The 19,518-nt window shown below is 62.0% G+C and carries 19 protein-coding genes; 9 read left to right on the top strand and 10 right to left on the bottom strand.

Annotation, left to right across the window (positions count from 1 at the left end):
* Positions 1 to 125: 125 nt before the first annotated feature.
* From V8352_RS10950 to V8352_RS10935, 4 genes are all read right to left on the bottom strand, one after another.
* Entirely contained in the window at positions 126 to 1,157 is a 1,032-nt protein-coding gene (locus V8352_RS10950) for a CpsD/CapB family tyrosine-protein kinase (protein ID WP_336424332.1), read from the bottom strand.
* 3 nt (positions 1,158 to 1,160) lie between these two features.
* A complete protein-coding gene (locus V8352_RS10945) occupies positions 1,161 to 1,988 on the bottom strand; it encodes a sugar transferase (RefSeq protein WP_336424331.1) in 828 nt (275 codons plus the stop codon).
* 557 nt (positions 1,989 to 2,545) lie between these two features.
* Positions 2,546 to 4,153 carry a peptide chain release factor 3 gene (locus V8352_RS10940; protein WP_336424330.1) on the bottom strand — a complete coding sequence of 536 codons (1,608 nt, stop codon included), beginning with the start codon at positions 4,151 to 4,153 and terminating at the stop codon, positions 2,546 to 2,548.
* Between the two features lie 63 nt (positions 4,154 to 4,216).
* Complete coding sequence (locus V8352_RS10935; protein WP_336424329.1) at positions 4,217 to 5,221, bottom strand: Hint domain-containing protein; 1,005 nt, start codon at positions 5,219 to 5,221, stop codon at positions 4,217 to 4,219.
* Between the two features lie 219 nt (positions 5,222 to 5,440).
* Here V8352_RS10935 and V8352_RS10930 point away from each other — a divergent pair, with 219 nt between their 5' ends.
* The 7 genes from V8352_RS10930 to V8352_RS10900 all read left to right on the top strand — a co-directional run bounded on the left by V8352_RS10930 (position 5,441) and on the right by V8352_RS10900 (position 11,887).
* Positions 5,441 to 6,220, top strand: coding sequence for an SDR family oxidoreductase (locus tag V8352_RS10930; RefSeq protein WP_336424328.1), 780 nt, complete (start codon positions 5,441 to 5,443; stop codon positions 6,218 to 6,220).
* A 120-nt stretch (positions 6,221 to 6,340) separates the two neighbouring features.
* Positions 6,341 to 7,714: a sodium:proline symporter gene (locus V8352_RS10925; protein ID WP_336424327.1), complete on the top strand. Its 1,374-nt coding sequence runs from the start codon at positions 6,341 to 6,343 to the stop codon at positions 7,712 to 7,714.
* A 133-nt stretch (positions 7,715 to 7,847) separates the two neighbouring features.
* Positions 7,848 to 8,933, top strand: coding sequence for an ABC transporter ATP-binding protein (locus V8352_RS10920; protein ID WP_336424326.1), 1,086 nt, complete (start codon positions 7,848 to 7,850; stop codon positions 8,931 to 8,933).
* A 189-nt stretch (positions 8,934 to 9,122) separates the two neighbouring features.
* Entirely contained in the window at positions 9,123 to 9,374 is a 252-nt protein-coding gene (locus tag V8352_RS10915) for a twin-arginine translocase TatA/TatE family subunit (RefSeq protein ID WP_336424325.1), read from the top strand.
* Positions 9,375 to 9,381: 7 nt separating this feature from the next.
* Positions 9,382 to 10,122 (top strand): Sec-independent protein translocase protein TatB, encoded by a 741-nt coding sequence (tatB, locus tag V8352_RS10910; RefSeq protein ID WP_336424324.1) that lies wholly within the window; start codon positions 9,382 to 9,384, stop codon positions 10,120 to 10,122.
* The gene (tatC, locus tag V8352_RS10905; RefSeq protein WP_336424323.1) at positions 10,119 to 11,051 is read left to right on the top strand and encodes a twin-arginine translocase subunit TatC; all 933 of its coding nucleotides are present in this window, start codon (positions 10,119 to 10,121) and stop codon (positions 11,049 to 11,051) included. The genes tatB and tatC overlap by 4 nt, the downstream gene beginning before the upstream one ends.
* An 8-nt stretch (positions 11,052 to 11,059) precedes the next feature.
* Positions 11,060 to 11,887 (top strand): ATP-binding protein, encoded by an 828-nt coding sequence (locus V8352_RS10900; protein WP_442971017.1) that lies wholly within the window; start codon positions 11,060 to 11,062, stop codon positions 11,885 to 11,887.
* Here the strand turns inward: V8352_RS10900 and V8352_RS10895 are convergent.
* The 5 genes from V8352_RS10895 to V8352_RS10875 form a co-directional block, all read right to left on the bottom strand.
* A complete protein-coding gene (locus tag V8352_RS10895) occupies positions 11,884 to 12,111 on the bottom strand; it encodes a hypothetical protein (RefSeq protein ID WP_336424321.1) in 228 nt (75 codons plus the stop codon). The two genes, V8352_RS10900 and V8352_RS10895, sit on opposite strands and share 4 nt — an antisense overlap.
* A gap of 78 nt (positions 12,112 to 12,189) precedes the next feature.
* Positions 12,190 to 13,404 carry an NADP-dependent isocitrate dehydrogenase gene (locus V8352_RS10890; protein ID WP_336424320.1) on the bottom strand — a complete coding sequence of 405 codons (1,215 nt, stop codon included), beginning with the start codon at positions 13,402 to 13,404 and terminating at the stop codon, positions 12,190 to 12,192.
* Between the two features lie 98 nt (positions 13,405 to 13,502).
* Positions 13,503 to 14,153: a DsbA family oxidoreductase gene (locus V8352_RS10885; protein ID WP_336424319.1), complete on the bottom strand. Its 651-nt coding sequence runs from the start codon at positions 14,151 to 14,153 to the stop codon at positions 13,503 to 13,505.
* 235 nt (positions 14,154 to 14,388) lie between these two features.
* Entirely contained in the window at positions 14,389 to 14,502 is a 114-nt protein-coding gene (locus V8352_RS10880) for an entericidin EcnA/B family protein (protein WP_336424318.1), read from the bottom strand.
* A 78-nt stretch (positions 14,503 to 14,580) separates the two neighbouring features.
* On the bottom strand, positions 14,581 to 16,422 hold the full coding sequence (locus V8352_RS10875) for an extracellular solute-binding protein (protein WP_442971016.1): 1,842 nt from the start codon (positions 16,420 to 16,422) through the stop codon (positions 14,581 to 14,583).
* A 378-nt stretch (positions 16,423 to 16,800) separates the two neighbouring features.
* Between V8352_RS10875 and V8352_RS10870 the strand changes: the two genes are divergently transcribed.
* A complete protein-coding gene (locus tag V8352_RS10870) occupies positions 16,801 to 17,574 on the top strand; it encodes a 3-hydroxybutyrate dehydrogenase (RefSeq protein WP_336424316.1) in 774 nt (257 codons plus the stop codon).
* A gap of 80 nt (positions 17,575 to 17,654) precedes the next feature.
* Complete coding sequence (locus V8352_RS10865) at positions 17,655 to 18,686, top strand: patatin-like phospholipase family protein (protein WP_336424315.1); 1,032 nt, start codon at positions 17,655 to 17,657, stop codon at positions 18,684 to 18,686.
* Positions 18,687 to 18,692: 6 nt separating this feature from the next.
* On the opposite strand, the gene V8352_RS10860 is transcribed toward V8352_RS10865, so the two are convergent.
* Positions 18,693 to 19,379, bottom strand: a complete 687-nt coding sequence (locus tag V8352_RS10860) for a DUF502 domain-containing protein (protein WP_336424314.1) — start codon at positions 19,377 to 19,379, stop codon at positions 18,693 to 18,695.
* Positions 19,380 to 19,518: the final 139 nt, after the last annotated feature.

Genomic DNA, 19,518 nt, shown 5'->3' with positions numbered 1-19,518 from the left:
AGTTGCGCGCGCGATGGGCGCAACAGTGGCCGAGGCGCGCGCACGACTTCAAAACTGCATGACTGGGTGCAATGAGCTCGCCGATCAGGGGTTGGGTCGATCAGGGGGGACCGGCCAGAGACAGATCAGGCCGCGCGTCGGTCTGCCTTGCGCTTTTGGCGCGCCGTCATGCGCTCTGGACGGGTCCGATTGAGGATAACGCCCATCAGCTGCGTCTTGCCCTCCAAGCGCCGCTCGCATTCGGTGATCTGGCTGGCCAGCGTGCGGGTGGCATCGGCCACCAGAAGAACGCCATCGACATGCGGCAGGAATGCCTCCAGATCGTCGTGCTCGAGCATCGGGGGCAGGTCGTAAATCGCGATATCGGGGCGCAGCGCGTCAAGTATCTCGTCCATCACCTCGCCGGTGCGACGTGCGTGCAGCATCTCGCACGGGTTTTGCGCAGTGCCCCGGCCAAGGCCCAGCGCCAGCGTCTCGGCGGGTTTGACCAGATGGTCATGCGGCTCGATTTCGCCCGCGATGAGGCGCTGCATGTCGCCCTTGGCCTTCATTCCCAGCATGCCCGCGATATCCGGCGCGCGTTGATCGAGGTCCATCAACAGTGCGCGCGCGTCCGGGATGCGGGCAATCGACAGCGCGAGGTTGAGCGCCGTAAAGCTGGCTCCCGATCCTGCGGTCGGGGCACATACGGCAATGCGTGACCAGCCCGCCCCGTGCATCGTGCGCAAGAGTTGTGTGCGCAGATCATCGAAGGCGCGCAGCATGGCGCGGTCGTGACCGGTCAGCCACAGTTGCATTTCCAGCGGCGTGCCGCCATGGCCGAAACGGGCGGTGGGCAGGACGTTCCACAGATCGCGGCCAAAAATGTCGCGGCTGGACGGCATCAAGTCTTGGCTACCGGTCTCCAGCGCCAGAGCGTCCTGTCGGGCGACATCCTGACTTAGCTCTTCGACCAATTCGTATTCGGCATCGGCTTGGGCATCGATCACGGGTGCCTCGCTTGGATCTCGCATCCCCCATTTGGGGGTCATACGGGCACCGTTGACGCGCCGGGTCAGCTCCAGATCGAAGGGCAGATCCTCATCCATTTGGGCGCCCATTTTCCGGCCTTTGCCTGCAGGGCGGTCCGCGCCGGGATCGAGGAAACGTTGAAACATGGCTCAATACCCCGTCCGCTTGACCACGGCGCCGATGGTGCGCCACAGCACCTTGGCGTCTTCGATCAGCGAGACATCAAAATCATATGCCGCGTCAAGCGCGGCGCGGGCGCGAAACGCGCTATTGTTGCGCTGTGAGACCTGCCAATATCCGGTGATGCCGGGACGTTGCGCGAAATAATGCGTGGCATTGCCATAAAGCGACAGCTGCTCTGGCAGCATGGGGCGCGGCCCGACGAGGCTCATGTCGCCGCGCAGAACGTTCCAGAGCTGGGGCAATTCATCCAGTGACGTCTTGCGCAGGAACTCTCCAATCGGCGTGATGCGCGGGTCATGGCGCAGCTTTTGCGTCTTGTCCCATTCGGCCCTAAGCGCCGGATCCGCAGCCAGATGCACCTCAAGCAGGCGATCTGCATCACGGACCATGGTGCGCAGCTTGAAGATGGAAAACCTGTTCCCATCCTTGCCGAGCCGCGCCTGCCTGTAAAAGGGCGACCCGCCCTCGATCCATAAAAGGAGCGCGGCAATGCCAATCATTAGAAGCGCAAGAGGTGCAGCGAGGATTACCAGCGCCAGATCAAGCGCGCGTTTTCCGACCAGCCTGTAGGCACCACGGCGCGGCGCCGGTGAAGGCAGCGCGATTGCAGGCCGAAGGATAGCGGACTGAGCGAATACCGCAGCATCCGCCCGACTTGAGCTGCCAATGGCCTCATAGCGGTGAAGGCTTGGGTACTGCGGGCCTTGGATAGCGCGCAGGCGGCGCGTTGTCCGAAAGGGCGGCATTGTGGGGCCCGCTGTCCGTGCGGGGACATCGACATTGGCTTCGGACATGGCAGACCTCACTCGTTAACTCACGCAGAGTCCCCCGGACCCATGCGAACACAAAAACAACTGCCCCAAACTCGGGTGATGCACAGCGTGCAACCCCCACTTACGCCGTGGCCCGCGAAAAACAAATTCACGCACCGCCTTTGAAACAAACTTGCCAGCCAGAAGACAAAAATCTGCCTTCAAAATGACACGTTCAAGGTAACATTACGCGCTGTAATCTTAAGAAAAATGTAGAGAAACAAATCGTTTCCAGTACGTACTGGAAGAACGCAGCCATCTAAGACCAAATGCAACTCAAACGTGTTATTTTACTGAAAGATCAGCAACGGCAAGATCGAACAACCCCCATTGTTTCGATACGGCTTACATCATCGCTGGGGCGATAAACTCCTTATACAAAATTGCCCCAAATTTGCAACAATGATGAAAGTCGCGTTTACCTTGAAAATGCCTGATTTGGAGGTGGTTACCCGGAATATGGATCTGAATCCACGTGGTATCAGGGGGGGGGGTGATTCTCACGCCACTGTCGCCGATGCGTGCAGTCAGACGCGCCCTCAGACCATCATTTCCTTGGTCGCGGTCAGGCGCACGTCCGGATAATCGCGCTGCACGCGGTCGATATCCCATTGCATGCGCGTCAGATAGACCACATCGCCGTCATTGTCGTGGGCGATATGCGCCTGATTGGCCTTGATAAAGGCATCGACTGCGGCCTGACTGCCCTGCACCCAGCGGGCCGATGTGAATTGCGACTGTTCAAATCGAACGGGCAGGCCGTATTCCAGCTCGATCCGGCTGGCAAGCACCTCGAATTGCAGCGCCCCGACGACGCCGACGATAAAGCCCGAGCCGAAAGCAGGCTTGAACACCTTGGCCGCGCCTTCCTCGGCGAATTGCATCAGGGCCTTTTCCAGATGCTTGGCCTTCATCGGATCGCCCGCGCGAGCCGTTTGGAGCAGCTCTGGCGCAAAGCTGGGGATGCCGGTCACGCGCAGTGCCTCGCCCTCGGTCAAGGTGTCGCCGATGCGCAGCTGTCCGTGGTTGGGGATGCCGATGATGTCGCCCGCCCAGGCCTCGTCGGCCAGCTCGCGGTCGGACGCGAGGAAGAGAACCGGATTGCTCACCGTCATCGACTTTTTCGAGCGCACGTGAGTCAGTTTCATGCCGCGTTTGAAATGGCCGGACGCCATGCGCAAGAACGCCACGCGGTCGCGGTGCTTAGGGTCCATGTTGGCCTGCACCTTGAAGACGAACCCAGTCACCTTTGTCTCCTCAGGTGCGATCTGACGCGATCCGGCCTTTTGTGGCTGCGGCTCGGGGCCGTAGGTCGCGATGCCCGACATCAGTTCCTTGACGCCGAAAGAGTTGATGGCAGAGCCGAACCAGATCGGGGTCATATGCCCTTCGAGCACGGCTTGGGGGTCCAGCTGCGGCATGAGTTCACGCGCCATCTCGACCTCCTCGCGCAGCTTGGCGACCAGCGCGGCGGGCAGGTGTTCGTCCAGCTTGGGGTCGCCAAGGCCGCTGATCTCTATGCTTGCGGCAACTCGGTTGCGATCGGCCCGGTCCATCAGCTCGAGCCGGTCGTTCAGCATGTCGTAGCATCCGGCAAAGTCGCGGCCCACGCCGATGGGCCAACTGGCGGGGGTCACGTCAATGGCCAGATTTTCCTGGATCTCGTCGATGATGTCGAAGGTGTCGCGGCTCTCGCGGTCCATCTTGTTGCAAAAGGTCAGAATGGGCAGATCGCGCAGGCGGCATACCTCAAAGAGCTTTTGCGTCTGGCTCTCGACGCCCTTGGCGCCGTCGATCACCATGACAGCCGCGTCCACTGCCGTCAGCGTGCGATAGGTATCTTCGGAGAAGTCCGAGTGGCCGGGCGTGTCGACCAGATTGAAGCGGAACTCCTTGAAATCGAACGACATGGCCGAGGCCGAGACGGAAATGCCGCGATCCTTTTCCATCTGCATGAAGTCGCTGCGCGTGCGCCGTGCCTCGCCCTTGGCGCGCACCTGGCCGGCCATCTGGATCGCGCCGCCAAAGAGCAGGAATTTCTCGGTCAGCGTCGTCTTGCCCGCATCAGGATGCGAGATGATCGCAAACGTGCGGCGCCGTGCGATTTCAGACGGCAGATCGGGGCGGTTTGGGGCGATATCCAGCATAGGGCGCGTATAATGCGGGCCGCCAAGACTGGCAATGGGGCGCAGGCAGTGGTGCGTGGGGCCTCAGCGGATCGAGGCGCGGCGCAGGATCTCGGCCGCGTCCGGCCGGTCGACCAGTCGCTGACCAACCTCGAAATCGAGATGCGCGCGGTGGACATGGCCGGGCAGGGGGCGCGACAAGCTATCGCTCAGATCGGCGGGCAGGACGCTGCGGGTGCGCGGATCGACCAGCATCGTCTCGGCGGCGATCCCTTCTGCATAGATGATTTGATGCTGGTCAAAGAGTAGCTGGAAGTAATCGACGAAGCCGCCCCGCTCCTGCACGATGCTACCGCCATTGACCAAATGACGCGCGCGCACCAGCACCTCGCTTCGCCCGGCGCCCAGTGCATCCGAGCGCTGGTAGATGAACAGGCGGCTTTCGGGGCTGACCAGCAGATCCCCCGAATTGTGCAGCGCGCCCGCGCGGATGCGCACAGGTGCAAAATCACCCACGGCGCGCGTCGTTGCAGCGCCAATCCAGCGGAGCGGGCGGGGGCCATCGTCGCGCGTCAAAATCATGTCGCCAATGCGCAGATCCTCGATGGGTGTCTGTGCGCCCGAGGCCATCGTCACCTGCGTGCCGCGCGAGAAGGACACACACGCCATCTCGGCAAAGCGGTCACGGGCGGCGGCCCTCTCGATCCCGACAAGGGTATACTCGGTGCGCGCCGCCATCTGCGCGAGGGGCAGCACATAGATCGCTTCGATGTCGCCGGCGCCGTCTACCTCGACCAGAACCAAAAGCTCACTCGTCGTGCCATTGGCCGTCATCATGGTCAGTGCCGCGTCCAGATGAAGGTCATTGCCTGCGGTGCCGATGGCCGATCCTGAGGCGACGCGCAGCATACCTGCATGTGCAGGCTGCACCGACAGCCGCGCGGTCTGGGCGCGCTGCGACAGCTCGTAGACATCGTCAAGGTCCAGCTCATCCGCAAAGGACATGGCATCGCCAAGGTTTGCGCCGCTCACGACAGTAATGTCGCGGGCGTGAAAAACGGGCAGGGTCTGGGCGAAGGTTTCGGACATTGGCTATCGGTCTCTCATTGCCGTTCCGGGGTCAAGTGATCTCATGCGAACGCGCGGCGCATTTCGGGGGGCGGTCCCGCGCCCGAATTCGCCTTTTGGTCCGCGCGTGGCTGCCCTAAGACTTGGCGTATCGGTCGATTGTGGCGCAGGTGCGCCCCAGAGTGGCGTATTTTGCGGCGAACGTCGCAGCATTGGCAACATCATCAGGGAGAAAATTGCATGGATATGGGTCTGAACGGCAAGCGCGCGTTGGTATGCGCCTCCTCCAAGGGGCTGGGTCTGGGCTGCGCACGCAGCCTGGCTGCCGAGGGCGTTCATCTGGTGATGAACGCACGCGGGCAGGACGCGCTCGAGGCGGCGGCCGACACGATTCGCGCCGAGTTTGGCGTGGAGGTGACGACCGTCGCCTGCGACATTACCACCCAAGAGGGGCAGGCGGCCGTGCTGGAGGCGGCGGGCGATCTCGATATCCTCGTGACGAACGCGGGCGGCCCCCCTCCGGGTGTCTGGAGCGATTGGGACAGGGATGACTTCATCAAGGCGCTCGATGCCAACATGCTGACGCCCATTACACTGATGAAGGCGGTCCTGCCCGGCATGATGGAGCGCGGCTGGGGCCGTATCGTCAACATCACATCGCAATCGGTCCGCGCGCCGATCCCGGCGCTGGGTCTGTCGAACGCGGCGCGCACGGGGCTGACCGGCTATGTCGCCGGCACCGCGCGGCAGGTCGCGCCCAAGGGCGTCACGATCAACAACCTGCTGCCCGGCATCCATGCCACCGACCGCGCCGTGCAACTCGATGGCGGCGTTGCCGAGGCCGAGGGCATCACCATGCAGGAGGCACGCGAGCGTCGTTATGCGGGCATTCCCGCGCGCCGCTATGGCACGGCGGACGAGTTTGGCGCCGCTTGCGCCTTTCTGTGCTCGGCCCAGGCGGGCTTCATCGTGGGGCAGAACCTGCTGCTCGATGGCGGGGCCACGTCGCTGACCATGTAGGCACAAGGCGCGCGCTGTTGATCACGATTGCGCCAGCGCGACGTTTGCAGATAGTCCCGCGAAAGGCGCGGGGATAACCCTCTGGCACCGTTATGCAATCCCGTGCCGGAGGGGCCATCCATGCAAGCCACCATCATCATCGCCGTCTTTGGCGGTGTCATCCTCGCCAGTCTTCTGGCCGCCCCGCGCCGCGCCACGGTCGACGGCTTCTTTGGCGGTGCGAGCGCGTCGGGCCGTGCGCCCGGCCTATGGATGCTGGTCCTCAGCCATGTGACAACCTGGATCTTTGCACGATCGCTGATGAACTCGGCCATCCTGGGCTATTTCTACGGCATCTGGGGCACGCTGGCCTATGCCGCCTATTATGGCTCCTTCCTCACCGGTGGCTTTATCGTGGCGCGCCTGCGCGAGGGGGGCGCGGGATCGGTGCAGGACTGGCTGGGCGCGCGATTCGGCTCGGCAGGCACCGGCTGTTACAACCTCGTCGTGGCGCTGCGCCTCTTGTCCGAGGTCTTTGCCAACCTGTTGGTCGTCGGCCTGATTTTCGCCGCCGCTCTGCCGGGGTCAGGCATCGCGCAAAGCGCGTCGATCGTGATCGTTGCGCTGCTTGGACTCTGCTACAGCGCATGGGGCGGCCTCAGTGCGGCCTTGCGCACGGACGTCTTGCAGATGAGCGTGTTCCTGGCCGTCTTTGCTGCCGCCTTTGCCGCGTTGCTCTTGAGCCCCGGCTTTGATCTGGGCCGCGTTCTGACCGCGCCGGGCACGGCAGGCGCATGGAACGGGCAGGTGCTTTTGCTGGTGGCGCTGCTCCAGGTCTTCTCCTATCCCGCGCATGATCCAGTGATGATGGATCGCGGCTTCCTTGCTGATCCCGCCACGACCCGGCGCTCCTTTCACCATGCCTTCTGGATCTCGACGCTCTGCATCATCGCCTTTGGCATGTTCGGCATACAGGCAGGCGTCATCGGCGCCGACTACGAGGCCGAGCTTTTGGGCACATGGAGCGTGATGTTCCCCAGCTGGCTCTACATAGCGCTGCTGATCTCCCTGCTGGTCTCAGCGCTCTCGACGCTCGATTCGGCGCTGGCCAGCGCCGCGCGGCTGGTGGTCGAAGAGCTGCGGATCGGCACGCGCAGCCTGATGTCGGGGCGCATCGCGATGGCCTGCTTCATGGGGCTTGGCGCGGCGCTGATGCTCTGGGGCAACCAGACGCTCTTCGATGCGGTCGCGGTCAGCGGCACGGCTTCGATGTTTCTCACTCCGATCCTGATCGTGGGGCTGGTCATGGGCCGTCGCATTGCGCTTTGGTCCTATGTGGCCGCTTTCGCCGCTGCAATGGGCGGGGCCATTCTCTATTTCGCGCGCGGCGCCGATTGGGCAATGATCCTTCTGCCCGAGGCGCATAAATACGAGCAGCTCTTGCTGATCTGCGCCGCTGTGCTCGCTCTGGGGTTTGCGGCCACGCTGGCCGGCACTCGCCGCGGCGAAGGTTAGCCGGCATGACCGACCGGGCTGATGACCGGCGCTTGCAAGGCCGGGGAGGCATTGCTATCTGCCTTTCCAAAGGGCACTTCCGAGCTCTTCTGTAGGATAACGCCAGCTCACCCCGCAAAAGGCCCACGCCCGCATGCCCGCCCAGACCCCGCGCTTGCAGATCGAACACCTCAGCCGCCGCTATGACGGCCGCCTGGTAGTCGATGACATCTCGCTCTCGGTGATGCCGGGGCAGGTGACGTGCTTGCTTGGCCCTTCGGGCTGCGGCAAATCGACCACGCTGCGCATGATCGCGGGCGTCGAAACCCAAGACAGCGGCATCATACGTGTCGACGGCAACATCATCTGCGACGGCACGGAGCGCGTGCCCCCCGAAGAGCGCCAGATCGGCCTGATGTTTCAGGATTTCGCGCTTTTCCCCCATCTGACTGTCGAGGGCAATGTTGCCTTCGGCCTCACCGGCTCGAGAACCGAAATGCACGCCCGCGTGGCAGAACTTTTGGACCGCGTGGGCCTGCGGCATTTCACCAAGGCCTTCCCGCACGAGCTTTCGGGGGGCGAGCAGCAGCGCGTGGCGCTCGCCCGCGCCCTTGCGCCGCGACCGCGTATCATGCTGATGGACGAGCCGTTCTCGGGCCTCGACAATCGCCTGCGCGACGGCATCCGCGACGAGACGCTGGATATCCTGCGCGAAGAGGATGCTGCCGTCCTTCTGGTCACGCATGAGCCTGACGAGGCGATGCGCATGGCCGACGATATCGCGCTGATGCGCGGCGGGCGCATCGTGCAGCAGGGCGCGCCCTATAATGTCTACAACGCCCCGGTCGACAAGGACGCAATTGCGTTCTTCAGCGACATCAACGTCATACGCGGCACGGTGCGCGGCGCGCTGACTGAAACGCCCTTTGGCCAGTTCCTCGCCCCCGGCGTGCCCGATGGCAGCGCGGTCGAGATCGTGATCCGCCCCCAACACATCAAGATCGACTTCGACCGCGCCGGGCGCGGACCCGATCCCACCGCGCAGGATGGCACGCCCGCGCGCGGCGTGGTCGAGCGCGCGCGCTTCATGGGCTCGGAAAGCATCGTGGAATTCCGCATGGATCACGACGGCTCCATCCTAAAGGCGACCGTGCCGAATGTCTTTCTGCCCAGTCCGGGCAAGGCGCTCTGGCTGATGATCCGCCGCGATCGCTGCTTTGTGTTCAAGGCGCGCGACTGACCCTTTCATTGTTCTGAAAATACTCATCTGCGCGGCAGTCGCCATCGGCGCCACGCCGCTTTTTTTCGCGATTCGCCGCACCCCGGCACGCCTTAGCCCTTTCAACCGCTTGCGCCAGGGTTTAGATACTGTCAGCAGTCATGTCAGCGGGGCCTCTTCACACGCGCCCCGAATTCAGGGAGAGATTTCATGCTCAACAATATCGGCCTTCCCGGCCTTCTTCTGATCGCCGTCGTCGTGCTGGTACTGTTCGGTCGCGGCAAGATCTCGTCGCTCATGGGCGAGGTTGGCAAGGGGATCACGTCCTTCAAGAAGGGCATCGATGACGGAAACAAGGAACTCGAGACGTCTGCCAAGGATGCCGATGCCGACTATGAGGCCGGCTCGCGCGATGTGACCTCTGGCGACGAAGTGACCTCCAAGAACAAAGACAAGGTCTGAATCCAAAATGTTCGACCTAGGCTGGACCGAGCTGCTGGTCATCGGAATCGTGGCGCTCATCGTGGTCGGCCCCAAGGACTTGCCCGGCATGTTTCGTACGGTCGGGCGGTTCGTGGGCAAGGCCAAGGGTATGGCGCGCGAGTTTTCCAAGGCCATGAACGATGCCGCCGATGATGCGGGCGTCTCGGGCATGTCCGATACGCTGCGCAAGGCGAGCAATCCCATCGGCTCGGCGATGAACGAAGTGCGCAAGAGCACGACCAGCTTTACCCAAGCCACGCGCGATGCAGGCAAGCCCAAGGCGGACGCTGAAGACAAGCCCAAGGCTGAACCTGAAAAACTGAGCGCCGAGCGCCAGGAAGCCAAGGACAAGATCACGGCCCATTCCGCAAAGAAGACGCAAGAGCGTTTGGACCGCGAAAAGGCCGACGCCGAGGCCGCGAGCGCTCCGGCAAAGGATACGGCGGAAAACACGCCCAAACCTGCGCCAAAGGCCAAGACGCAACGCAAGACGCCAGCGACAAAGACCGCTGCTGCAAAAAAACCTGCTGCAAAGACACAAGGCACTGCCGAGACCGGCAAAGCGCCGGCCGCCAAGAAAGCGCCTGCCAGGAAGAAGGCGACGACCAAGGCATCGACGGCCAAACCAGCGCCTGCAAAGTCAGGCGCGCCCAAGGCCGCCGCCAAAACCGCGCCGAAACCGCGCAAGACCGCCAAAGCTCCTGAGAGCGACGAGAACAAATCATGAGTACCGAAGGTGACATCGAGGAGAGCAGCGCCCCGCTGATCGAGCATCTGGCAGAGCTGCGCACGCGCCTCATCCATTCGGTAATGTATTTTCTTGCGGGCATGATCGTCTGCTTTACCGTCGCGCAGCCGATCTTCAACTTTCTTACGGCGCCGCTCTGCTCGGTACTGGCGGATCGCGGTCAGGATTGCGACCTGATCTTCATCAGCCCGCAAGAGGGCTTCTTTGTCGCGATCAAGGTATCGCTCCTTGGCGGTTTCATCCTCGCCTTTCCGTTCATCGCCAACCAGATGTGGCGTTTCGTGGCGCCGGGACTTTATCGCAATGAAAAGGGGGCATTCCTTCCCTTCCTCGTTGCATCGCCCTTCATGTTCATTCTCGGCTCCAGCTTCGCGTTTTTTGTCGTCACGCCGCTGGCCTATGATTTCTTCCTTGGCTTTCAGCAGTTCGGCACCGCCGGCGAGGTGATCGACGGTGTCGAGGGGTCAGCTCCGCTCAGTGTCGTTTTCCAGGGTTCGGCGCAGGAATACCTGAACCTCACGATCAAGTTCATCGTCGCCTTTGGTCTGTGCTTTCAGCTGCCCGTCCTTCTGACCCTGATGGGCAAGGCCGGTCTCGTCAGCGCCATGGGCCTGCGTTCGGTGCGCAAATATGCCGTTGTCGGTATCTTGCTGCTTGCCGCGCTGGTCACACCGCCGGACGTGATTACCCAAGGCATCCTCTTTGTCGTGGTCTACGGCCTTTACGAGATTTCGATTCAGCTGGTTGGCCGTGTCGAACGCAAGCGCGAGGCCAAGTTGCGCGCTGAGGGTCTTTGGTTCGACGACGAGGACGAAATGGAAGAAGGCATGGATGACGGCCAAGGTCACCCCGAGGACCGTGCCGATGATGAGCCAGATGATGCGCCGGACGGGGACAAGCGTTCGTGAGCGATGCAATGGAGCGCATCGCCACCGCGCTCGAGCGGATGAGCCCGCCACCTGCGCCTGCGCCGGATCTGGAGGCTCATGATGCCTTTGTCTGGCATGTGTCGCCCGATCACCTTCAGCCCGTGCCGGATGTGGCGCGGGTCGATATGAACCTGCTTGTCGGGATTGACCGCGCCCGCGACACGCTGCTTGAGAACACATTGCATTTCGCGCGCGGACTGCCTGCCAACAACGCGCTTCTCTGGGGCGCACGGGGCATGGGAAAATCCAGCCTCGTCAAGGCGGTTCACGGCGAGATTGTCAGTCAGGGGATGCCCCTCAAGATCGTTGAGCTTCAGCGCGAGGATCTCACCAGCGTCACGCGCCTTCTGGCGCTCCTGCGCTCTAGCGATGCGCGTTTCGTGCTCTATTGCGACGACCTCAGCTTCAGCCACGATGACCAGCATTACAAATCGCTCAAGGCGGTTCTGGATGGCGGGATCGAGGGGCGGCCCGAGAATGTGATTTTCTATGCCACCTCCAATCGCCGCCACCTGATGCCCCGCGACATGATCGAGAACGAGCGATCAAGCGCGATCAATCCCGGTGAGGCGGTCGAAGAAAAGGTGTCGCTCAGCGATCGCTTTGGTCTCTGGCTGGGCTTTCACGCCTGCGATCAGGACGGGTTCCTGTCGATGATCCGGGGCTATTGCGACGCGTTCGGTATCAAGATTTCGGACGAGGATCTGCGTGCCGAAGCCATCGAGTGGCAGGCGACGCGCGGCGGGCGGTCGGGGCGCGTCGCGTGGCAGTTCGTCACTGATCTGGCGGGGCGGCACGGGGTGCGCCTGCCTTAAAGATCAAGTAGGGGCAATTCGGTCGTGTCCTTGATCTCTTCCATCACGAAACTGGCGCTGACATCGCCCATAGGCACGCGCGCGATGCGAGATAATCGAGATTTCCCGTCATCGGGTAAACGCTCCGGATCTGGGGCAGCCCATCGGTGGCAACGCTGATCCCCGCAGCCTTCGACAAGACGGCCAGCCGGATCGTGGCTGATCTTCCTGGCAAGACGCTTCATCGGGGGAAGTAACCCCGCGCAGAAACAGAAAGGGCGGACTGTTTGGCCCGCCCTTCGTCATGTGCAAGGTTGCGGCGCTTAGCCGTTCAGCGCCGTGTTCAGGTTCTCGTCCACCTTCTCGAGGAAGCCCATGGTGGTCAGCCATTTCTGATTGGGGCCAACCAGCAGCGCGAGGTCCTTGGTCATGTGACCGGCCTCGACCGTATCGACGACAACCTTTTCCAGCGTTGTGGCAAAGTTTGTCAGCGCCTCGTTGCTGTCCAGTTTGCCGCGGTGCTTGAGGCCGCCGGTCCAGGCAAAGATCGAGGCGATCGAGTTGGTCGATGTCTCCTCGCCCTTCTGGTGCTGGCGGTAGTGGCGCGTCACGGTGCCATGCGCCGCCTCTGCCTCGACGATCTGGCCATCGGGCGTCATCAACTGCGAGGTCATCAGGCCAAGCGAGCCAAAGCCCTGCGCGACCGTGTCGGACTGCACGTCGCCGTCATAGTTCTTGCAAGCCCAGACATAGCCGCCCGACCATTTCATCGCGGAGGCGACCATATCGTCGATCAGGCGGTGCTCGTAGGTGATGCCGGCCTCTTCGAACTTGTCCTTGAACTCTTCGTCAAAGACCTTCTGGAAGATGATCATGAACTGGCCATCGTAGTTCTTGAGGATGGTGTTCTTGGTCGACAGGTAGACCGGATAATTGCGCTTCAGGCCGTAATTGAAGGACGCGCGGGCAAAATCACGGATGCTGTCATCGAGGTTGTACATGCCCATGTAAACGCCCGAAGAGGGGGCCTTGAACACTTCTTCTTCCATGACTGTGCCGTCTTCGCCGACGAACTTCATGCTGAGCGTGCCGGGGCCGGGGAACTTCATGTCCGTTGCGCGATACTGGTCGCCGTATGCGTGGCGGCCGATCACGATGGGCTGGGTCCAGCCCGGCACGAGGCGCGGCACGTTCGAGCAGATGATCGGCTCGCGGAACACCACGCCGCCCAGAATGTTGCGGATCGTGCCGTTGGGGCTGCGCCACATCTTTTTCAGGCCGAATTCCTCGACCCGGCCCTCATCGGGGGTGATGGTCGCGCATTTGACGCCAACGCCGTATTTCTGGATCGCATGTGCCGCGTCGACCGTGATCTGGTCATCCGTCTCGTCGCGGGACTGGATGCTGAGATCGTAGTATTTCAGGTCGATGTCGAGATAGGGAAGGATCAGTTTTTTCTTGATGAAATCCCAGATGATGCGGGTCATCTCGTCGCCGTCGAGTTCGACGACGGGGTTTTCTACCTTGATCTTGGACATGGGGCGGCCTTTCGTATGGGAGGGGCAATTGATGGATGCGTTCTAGCGCATCGCGGCATTGAAAGGAAGGGTTCAGTATACGGCGGTATGCAGGATACTCAGGCGTCGCCGTCCTGTGCGCGCTTTGCGATGATCTCATCCATGACGTTCAACCACAGGGCGGTGTCCTGTGCGCCCGGCACGGCATGCTGGGCGGCGACGATGAAAGTCGGCACCGACGTGATGCCCATTTCGCGAAACTGGGTGTCGCGCTTGATGATGTCCTCAAGATCAGCCTCCGAGGCCAAGAGTTTGCCGACCACGGCGGCGTCCATGCCGATCGCGTCGGCAATATCGGCCAGAACGTCTGTATCGCCGATGTCGCGGCCTTCGGTGAAATAGGCTGCAAAGAGGGCCATGGCGGCCTCTTCCTGCTTGCCCTCGATGCCGGCCCAATGGATCAGGCGGTGCGCGTCAAGCGTGTTGGGCGTGCGCGTCATGGCCTCGAAATCAATCTTGAGTCCTGCGGTCTCTGCGCGCTCGACCACCGGCGCATAGGCGGCGATTACGCCCTCCTTTCCGCCGAACTTGGCCTCTAGGTAGGCGCGCCGGTCCATGCCCTCGCGGGGCATGTCAGGGTTCAGCTGATAGGGGTGCCACTCGATGACAAAGGGATGATCCGGGCGCTGCGCCAACGCGGCGTCCAAGAGCGCCTTGCCGATATAGCACCAAGGACAAATCGGGTCGGAGACGATATCGAGCTTGACCATGGGGCAGACCTTTCAAGGGGGCGGGGCGCTGTCTTGGTAGGCGCTGGGGCGGGTCATTGCAAGACAACGCGGCAGACCCCGGCAGGCAGATGCCGCCGGGCAGGAAACGTGAAGGGCGCGCAAATCAAAGCGATAGGCTTCTAGCCCGATAGCTCGGAGGCGCGCATCGGCCATATCCTGCCCGGCGCGTCGCCAATAGCTGGGATCCGGGTTCTTGGCGTAACGCTTTGCGCGTCTAGAACCAGCTCTGAATGCCGCGCGACGCACCCGAGATATCCTGGCCCACGCCGTCGACGGTTGCGCAGCCTGCCATCACGGTCAGCGCCAAGAGGGCGATCATCTTTTTCATCTCGATTACCTGTCTTTTGCCTTTGTCCGCTCGTTGGATCCTGCCGGTTTACCCGGTCTTGCGATCAGTCATACTCAGTCACTCGTCTTCGGCCATCCACCACACTTCGGGCAGGAACCCCACGCCGTCGCCATAAAGTGGAAGCCGGTCGGCAGGATACTTGAGCCTTGCGTCATGGGCAATACGGCCCTCGGAATACTGGTGAATCGGAATGACATAGCGGCCTGAAATCAACACCCGGTCCAGCGCGCGCACGGCCGTTACGAATTCCTCGTGCCGGGTGGTGGCCAGCATCGCGCGGATCATCGCCTCGGCGGCGGGGCTGTTCATCCCCATCAGATTGCGGCTGCCGGGCTGATCCGCGCCGGCGGCGCCCCAATAGAAATACTGCTCGGCGCCCGGGCTGAGCGACAAGGAGCGGCGGATATAGGTCAGATCGAAGTCGTAGTTGGCCTCGCGCACGGTATATTGCGCGCTATCAACGCTTTGCACGTCCAAGGTGATGCCCAGCCGTTCGAGCGCGCGGGCGTAGATGTCCATCATCGCCGTCGCCTGCTGCACCAGCGCGTCCTGTTGCAAAAGGACCGTCAGGACCAGCGCTTCGCCATCCTTGCGAAGAAGACCATCCTCGACCGTCCAGCCCGCCTCGGCCAACAGATCTGCGGCGGCGCGGATATTGTCACGGTTGCGCCGCGAGCCATCCGAGACGGGCAGGGTGTATCCCTCCAGCGTGCCGGGCAGCAGTTCATCGGCGAAGGGCTCAAGAAGGGCGGCTTCGGCCTCGGATGCGGGGCCGGGGCGCATGCCCAGCTCGGAGTTGGAGAAATACGAGGTGATGCGCGGCTGGCGCCCGCCGGTCAGCGCATCGTTGATGTATTCAAAATTGAACGCGCGGATCAGCGCCTCGCGGACGCGCCAATCATCCAGTGGCGGGTTGCGCGTATTCATGACAAAGCCCGAAATGCCGGAAGGCTGGCCGTTGGGGATCACGCTTCGCACGATATCGCCGCGTTCCACGGCAGGCAGGTTGGCCAGCTCTTCCCAGCGCTCGGCGTTGAATTCGCGGATATAGCTGATCTCGCCGCCCTTGAACGCCTCTTTCATCACGGCATCATCGCCGTAAAAGTCGATGCGGATTTCGTCGAAATTATTGGTGCCTTGGCGAAAGGGCAGGTCGCGGCCCCAGTAATCGGGGTTGCGGCGCAGCACCACCTGGCGGCCGACATCATAGCTTTCGACCACATAAGGCGCGGTGCCGATGGGGATGTCGTCAATCGCGCCATCCTCGAAAACGAGGGTATCCCATTGCGATTTCTTCAAGATGGGCCGCAGACCGGCCAGCATCACCAGATCGCGGTCGGGCGGGCCATTGGATGTGTCGAAATCAATGCGCACCTTGCCGGGCCCGGACTGGCGGATCTCCGTGATGCGGGTCCAGAAATCGCGATAACGCAGATGGCCGCGCGTGCCCAGCGTCTCGAATGACCAGATCACATCCTCGGTCGTGACCGGACTGCCATCGGAAAAGGCAGCGGCCGGATTGAGTGTGAATTCGACCCATGTGCGGTCCTCATCCACCTCGATCGTCTCGGCCAGAAGCCCGTAGAGCGTGAAGGGCTCGTCGTAGGACCGACCCAGAAGCGATTCGTAGGAAAGGTGCCGCAGCTGCCAGGGCGGGGTGCCTTTCGGGGCGAAAGGATTAAGCGAATCGAAGCCACCAACATTGGCGGTGGTCACGCTTCCGCCCTTGGGCGCGTCGGGATTGGCATAGGGCAGCGCCTCGAACCCCGGCGCGAGGGCAGGCTCGCCATACATCGCAATACCGTGAGTCGGCTGGGCCGATGCACCGCCAAGACCCAGAAAAACAAAGGCCATACTGTAAGAAAGGCCTCTAAGCGGCGGGAAACAAAGTGATCTCATCGCGGAGACAATTCCTGTAATACGTTATTTGACGGGAGCGACTTGTTGCTGAGCGTAGAGGGGCGCGTCAGGCAATTCAAACTTTTAGCTTGGATGACGGCGCGAGATTGCCTATAAGGGAGTCACTGCTCGATAGGTTTCTTGCCTGTATGAAACCTGCCTCAATAACTTAACGCCAGCTTCGCGCTGGCGTTTTTTTTTGGCCGCGCGTTTTGTCCTGTCATATTGTCCTGCCCTCAAGGCCATCCCGATCCTTCGACAGTGGGCTCCACCTGCCTGCCAGGTGCGACGTGGAATTCGTCCGCGCCTTGAATGCGGGTGACATTTTGCAGATGCAGCATTACCTTCTGCAATGCAACACAGAGCGGGAGAAAAATCATGAGCATCAGCGGAAAGACGGTCGTCATCACGGGCAGCAATTCCGGCATCGGCCTTGGGATCGCGCGCGAGATGGCCCGCGCCAAGGCGCATGTCGTCCTGAACTCGTTCAGCGATACAGACGAGGATCATCAGCTGGCCAAGGACATGGCCGAGGAATTCGGCACAAAGGTGCGCTATATCAAGGCCGACATGTCCAAGGGCGCGGAATGCCGCGCGCTGATCGAGAAGGCGGGCGCCTGCGATATCCTGATCAACAACGCCGGTGTCCAACACGTCGCGCCGATGCCGGATTTCCCAAGTGAGAAATGGGATGCGATCATCGCCATCAACCTCAGCTCGGCCTTTCACACAACCGCAGCCGCGCTGCCGATGATGCGCAAGGCCGGCTGGGGCCGTGTCGTGAACATCGCCTCGGCGCACGGGCTGACCGCCAGCCCCTTCAAATCGGCCTATGTCGCGGCCAAGCACGGCATCGTCGGTCTGACCAAGGTCACCGCCCTCGAGACCGCGCAGGAGCCGATCACGGCCAATGCCATCTGCCCCGGCTACGTCCTGACCCCGCTGGTCGAAAGCCAGATCCCCGATACGATGAAAGAGTATGACATGAGCCGCGAGGACGTGATCAAGAACGTCCTGCTGGAGCGTCAGCCCTCGAAGGAATTCGCGACGGTCGAGCAACTCGGGGGCACCGCGCTTTACCTTTGCTCGGATGCGGCGGCGCAGGTGACAGGCACCACGATCAGTGTCGATGGGGGCTGGACCGCGCTCTGATAAGCTGGGGCGCGGCAGGGGCCGAGGTGCGGCTAGCCGCGCCATGGGTCTTTTCACCAAGCAAAACCGGAAGGGCAGTGATGGAAAAGAAGCGGATAAACCTGGCGCTTCAGGGTGGGGGCGCACATGGCGCCTTCACCTGGGGCGTGATCGATCGCCTTCTGGACGAAGACGAGCTGGACATCTGCGCCATTTCCGGCACGTCGGCGGGCGCCTTGAACGGGGCGGCCTTTAAATCGGGCTGGGTCGAGGGCGGGCGCGAGGGCGCGCGCGCGGCGCTCGACTGGCTCTGGGGGCAGATGGGCGCCATTGATGACGAGCGGATGCCGCCTTGGATGACCGGGTGGATGCCGCAAGGGTTGTTTGGCACAGGGGTGATGAGCACGGCACCCGAGTATTCTCTGCCAGTCGCCATGTCCGATGCCTTGGCGCGCGTCATGTCGCCCTATGCCTATGGTCCATTCTACAGCAATCCATTGCGCCGGGTGGTCGATAAATTCTCCTATGACAAGGTGTGCGCCGCGCAGCCGCCCTTCCTGAGCGTCTGCGCGACGAATGTGCGCAGCGGCAAGATCCGAGTGTTCGAGGGCGAGGCGATCGGGGCCGACGCGCTCTTGGCGTCGGCGTGCCTGCCGACGATCTTTCAGGCGGTCGAAATCGATAGCGAATTCTATTGGGATGGGGGCTACACCGGAAACCCGGCGCTTTTCCCGCTCTATTTGCCGGAACTGCCCGCCGATATCGTGATCGTGAACATCAATCCTCTGGACCGGCCTGATCTGCCGCGGAGCCCGCAGGAGATCCAGAACCGCATCAACGAAATCAGCTTCAACTCATCGCTTTTGCGCGAATTGCGTGCCATCGACTTCGTGCAGCGCCTGCTGGATGCCGGGCGCGTCGATGACAGCTCGATGAAGCGGCTTCTGGTGCATATGATCGCAGATGATGCTCTGATGGCCGAACTGTCCGTGGCGACAAAGCTGGCGCCAAACCCCTATCTGCTGAGCCGCCTCAAATCGGCCGGGCGCGTCGCTGCCGACAGCTTTCTGGCGGCGCATTGGGACGATCTGGGCAACCGCGGTAGCACGGATCTGCGGGCGATGTTCGCGTGATGCGGCTTATTTGACCGGCAGGTCCTCGGGGTTGACCTGGTTGGGATAGACGAGGCCCGCCGAAATCACCAGCTTGGCCGCGTCTTCCACGGTCATGTCCAGCTCGATCACGTCCTCCCTCGGCAAGAAAAGCAGGAATCCCGAGGTCGGGTTGGGCGTGGTGGGCAGGAACACACTCAAAAGCGCGCTGCCTGTTTCGGGTTTGGTCGAAATCTCGCCCTTGGCTGTGGTGGAGATAAATCCGATGGCCCAGATCCCCTTGCGCGGATATTGGATCAGGCAGGCCGTCTCGAAGCTGCGCTCGGTCTGGGCAAAGATCGTCTCGGAGATCTGCTTGACCCCCGAATAGATCGACCGGACGACAGGCATGCGCCCGACCAGATTTTCACCAAAGCGGATCAGCGTGCGCCCGATCAGCCCCTTGGCGACCGAGCCGACAAGGATGGTGAAGATGAGGAAGACCACAACACCGACACCGCGCAAATTGATGCCAAGGTAGTGCGAGGGCGTCAGATCATAGGGGATCAGCGGCAGCACCAAGCCATCGACCCAACCGATCATGGTCCAGATCAGCCAGATGGTCAGTGCAACCGGCAGGATGACCACGAGCCCGGTCAGGAACCACGCGCGCAGCCGTCCCAAAAGGCCAACGCGGCGGTTGGGGCCAGTGTTTTCGTCAAATGGGGCAGTCATGAGATGGTCGGACCTCGGTATCGGGTTTGAATTTGTTTAGGGTGAAATACGCGGCGCGGCAATGGGCGAGCGGATGGAGGCGATGGATCTGGCGGGACGCCGGATGTGCCAGCTCAAAATGCGGGCATCACTGAGGGCG

This window comes from Roseovarius sp. D0-M9 (genome assembly GCF_037083805.1).
Taxonomy (GTDB): domain Bacteria; phylum Pseudomonadota; class Alphaproteobacteria; order Rhodobacterales; family Rhodobacteraceae; genus Roseovarius.
This window is presented reverse-complemented; position numbering and strand designations above follow the sequence as displayed.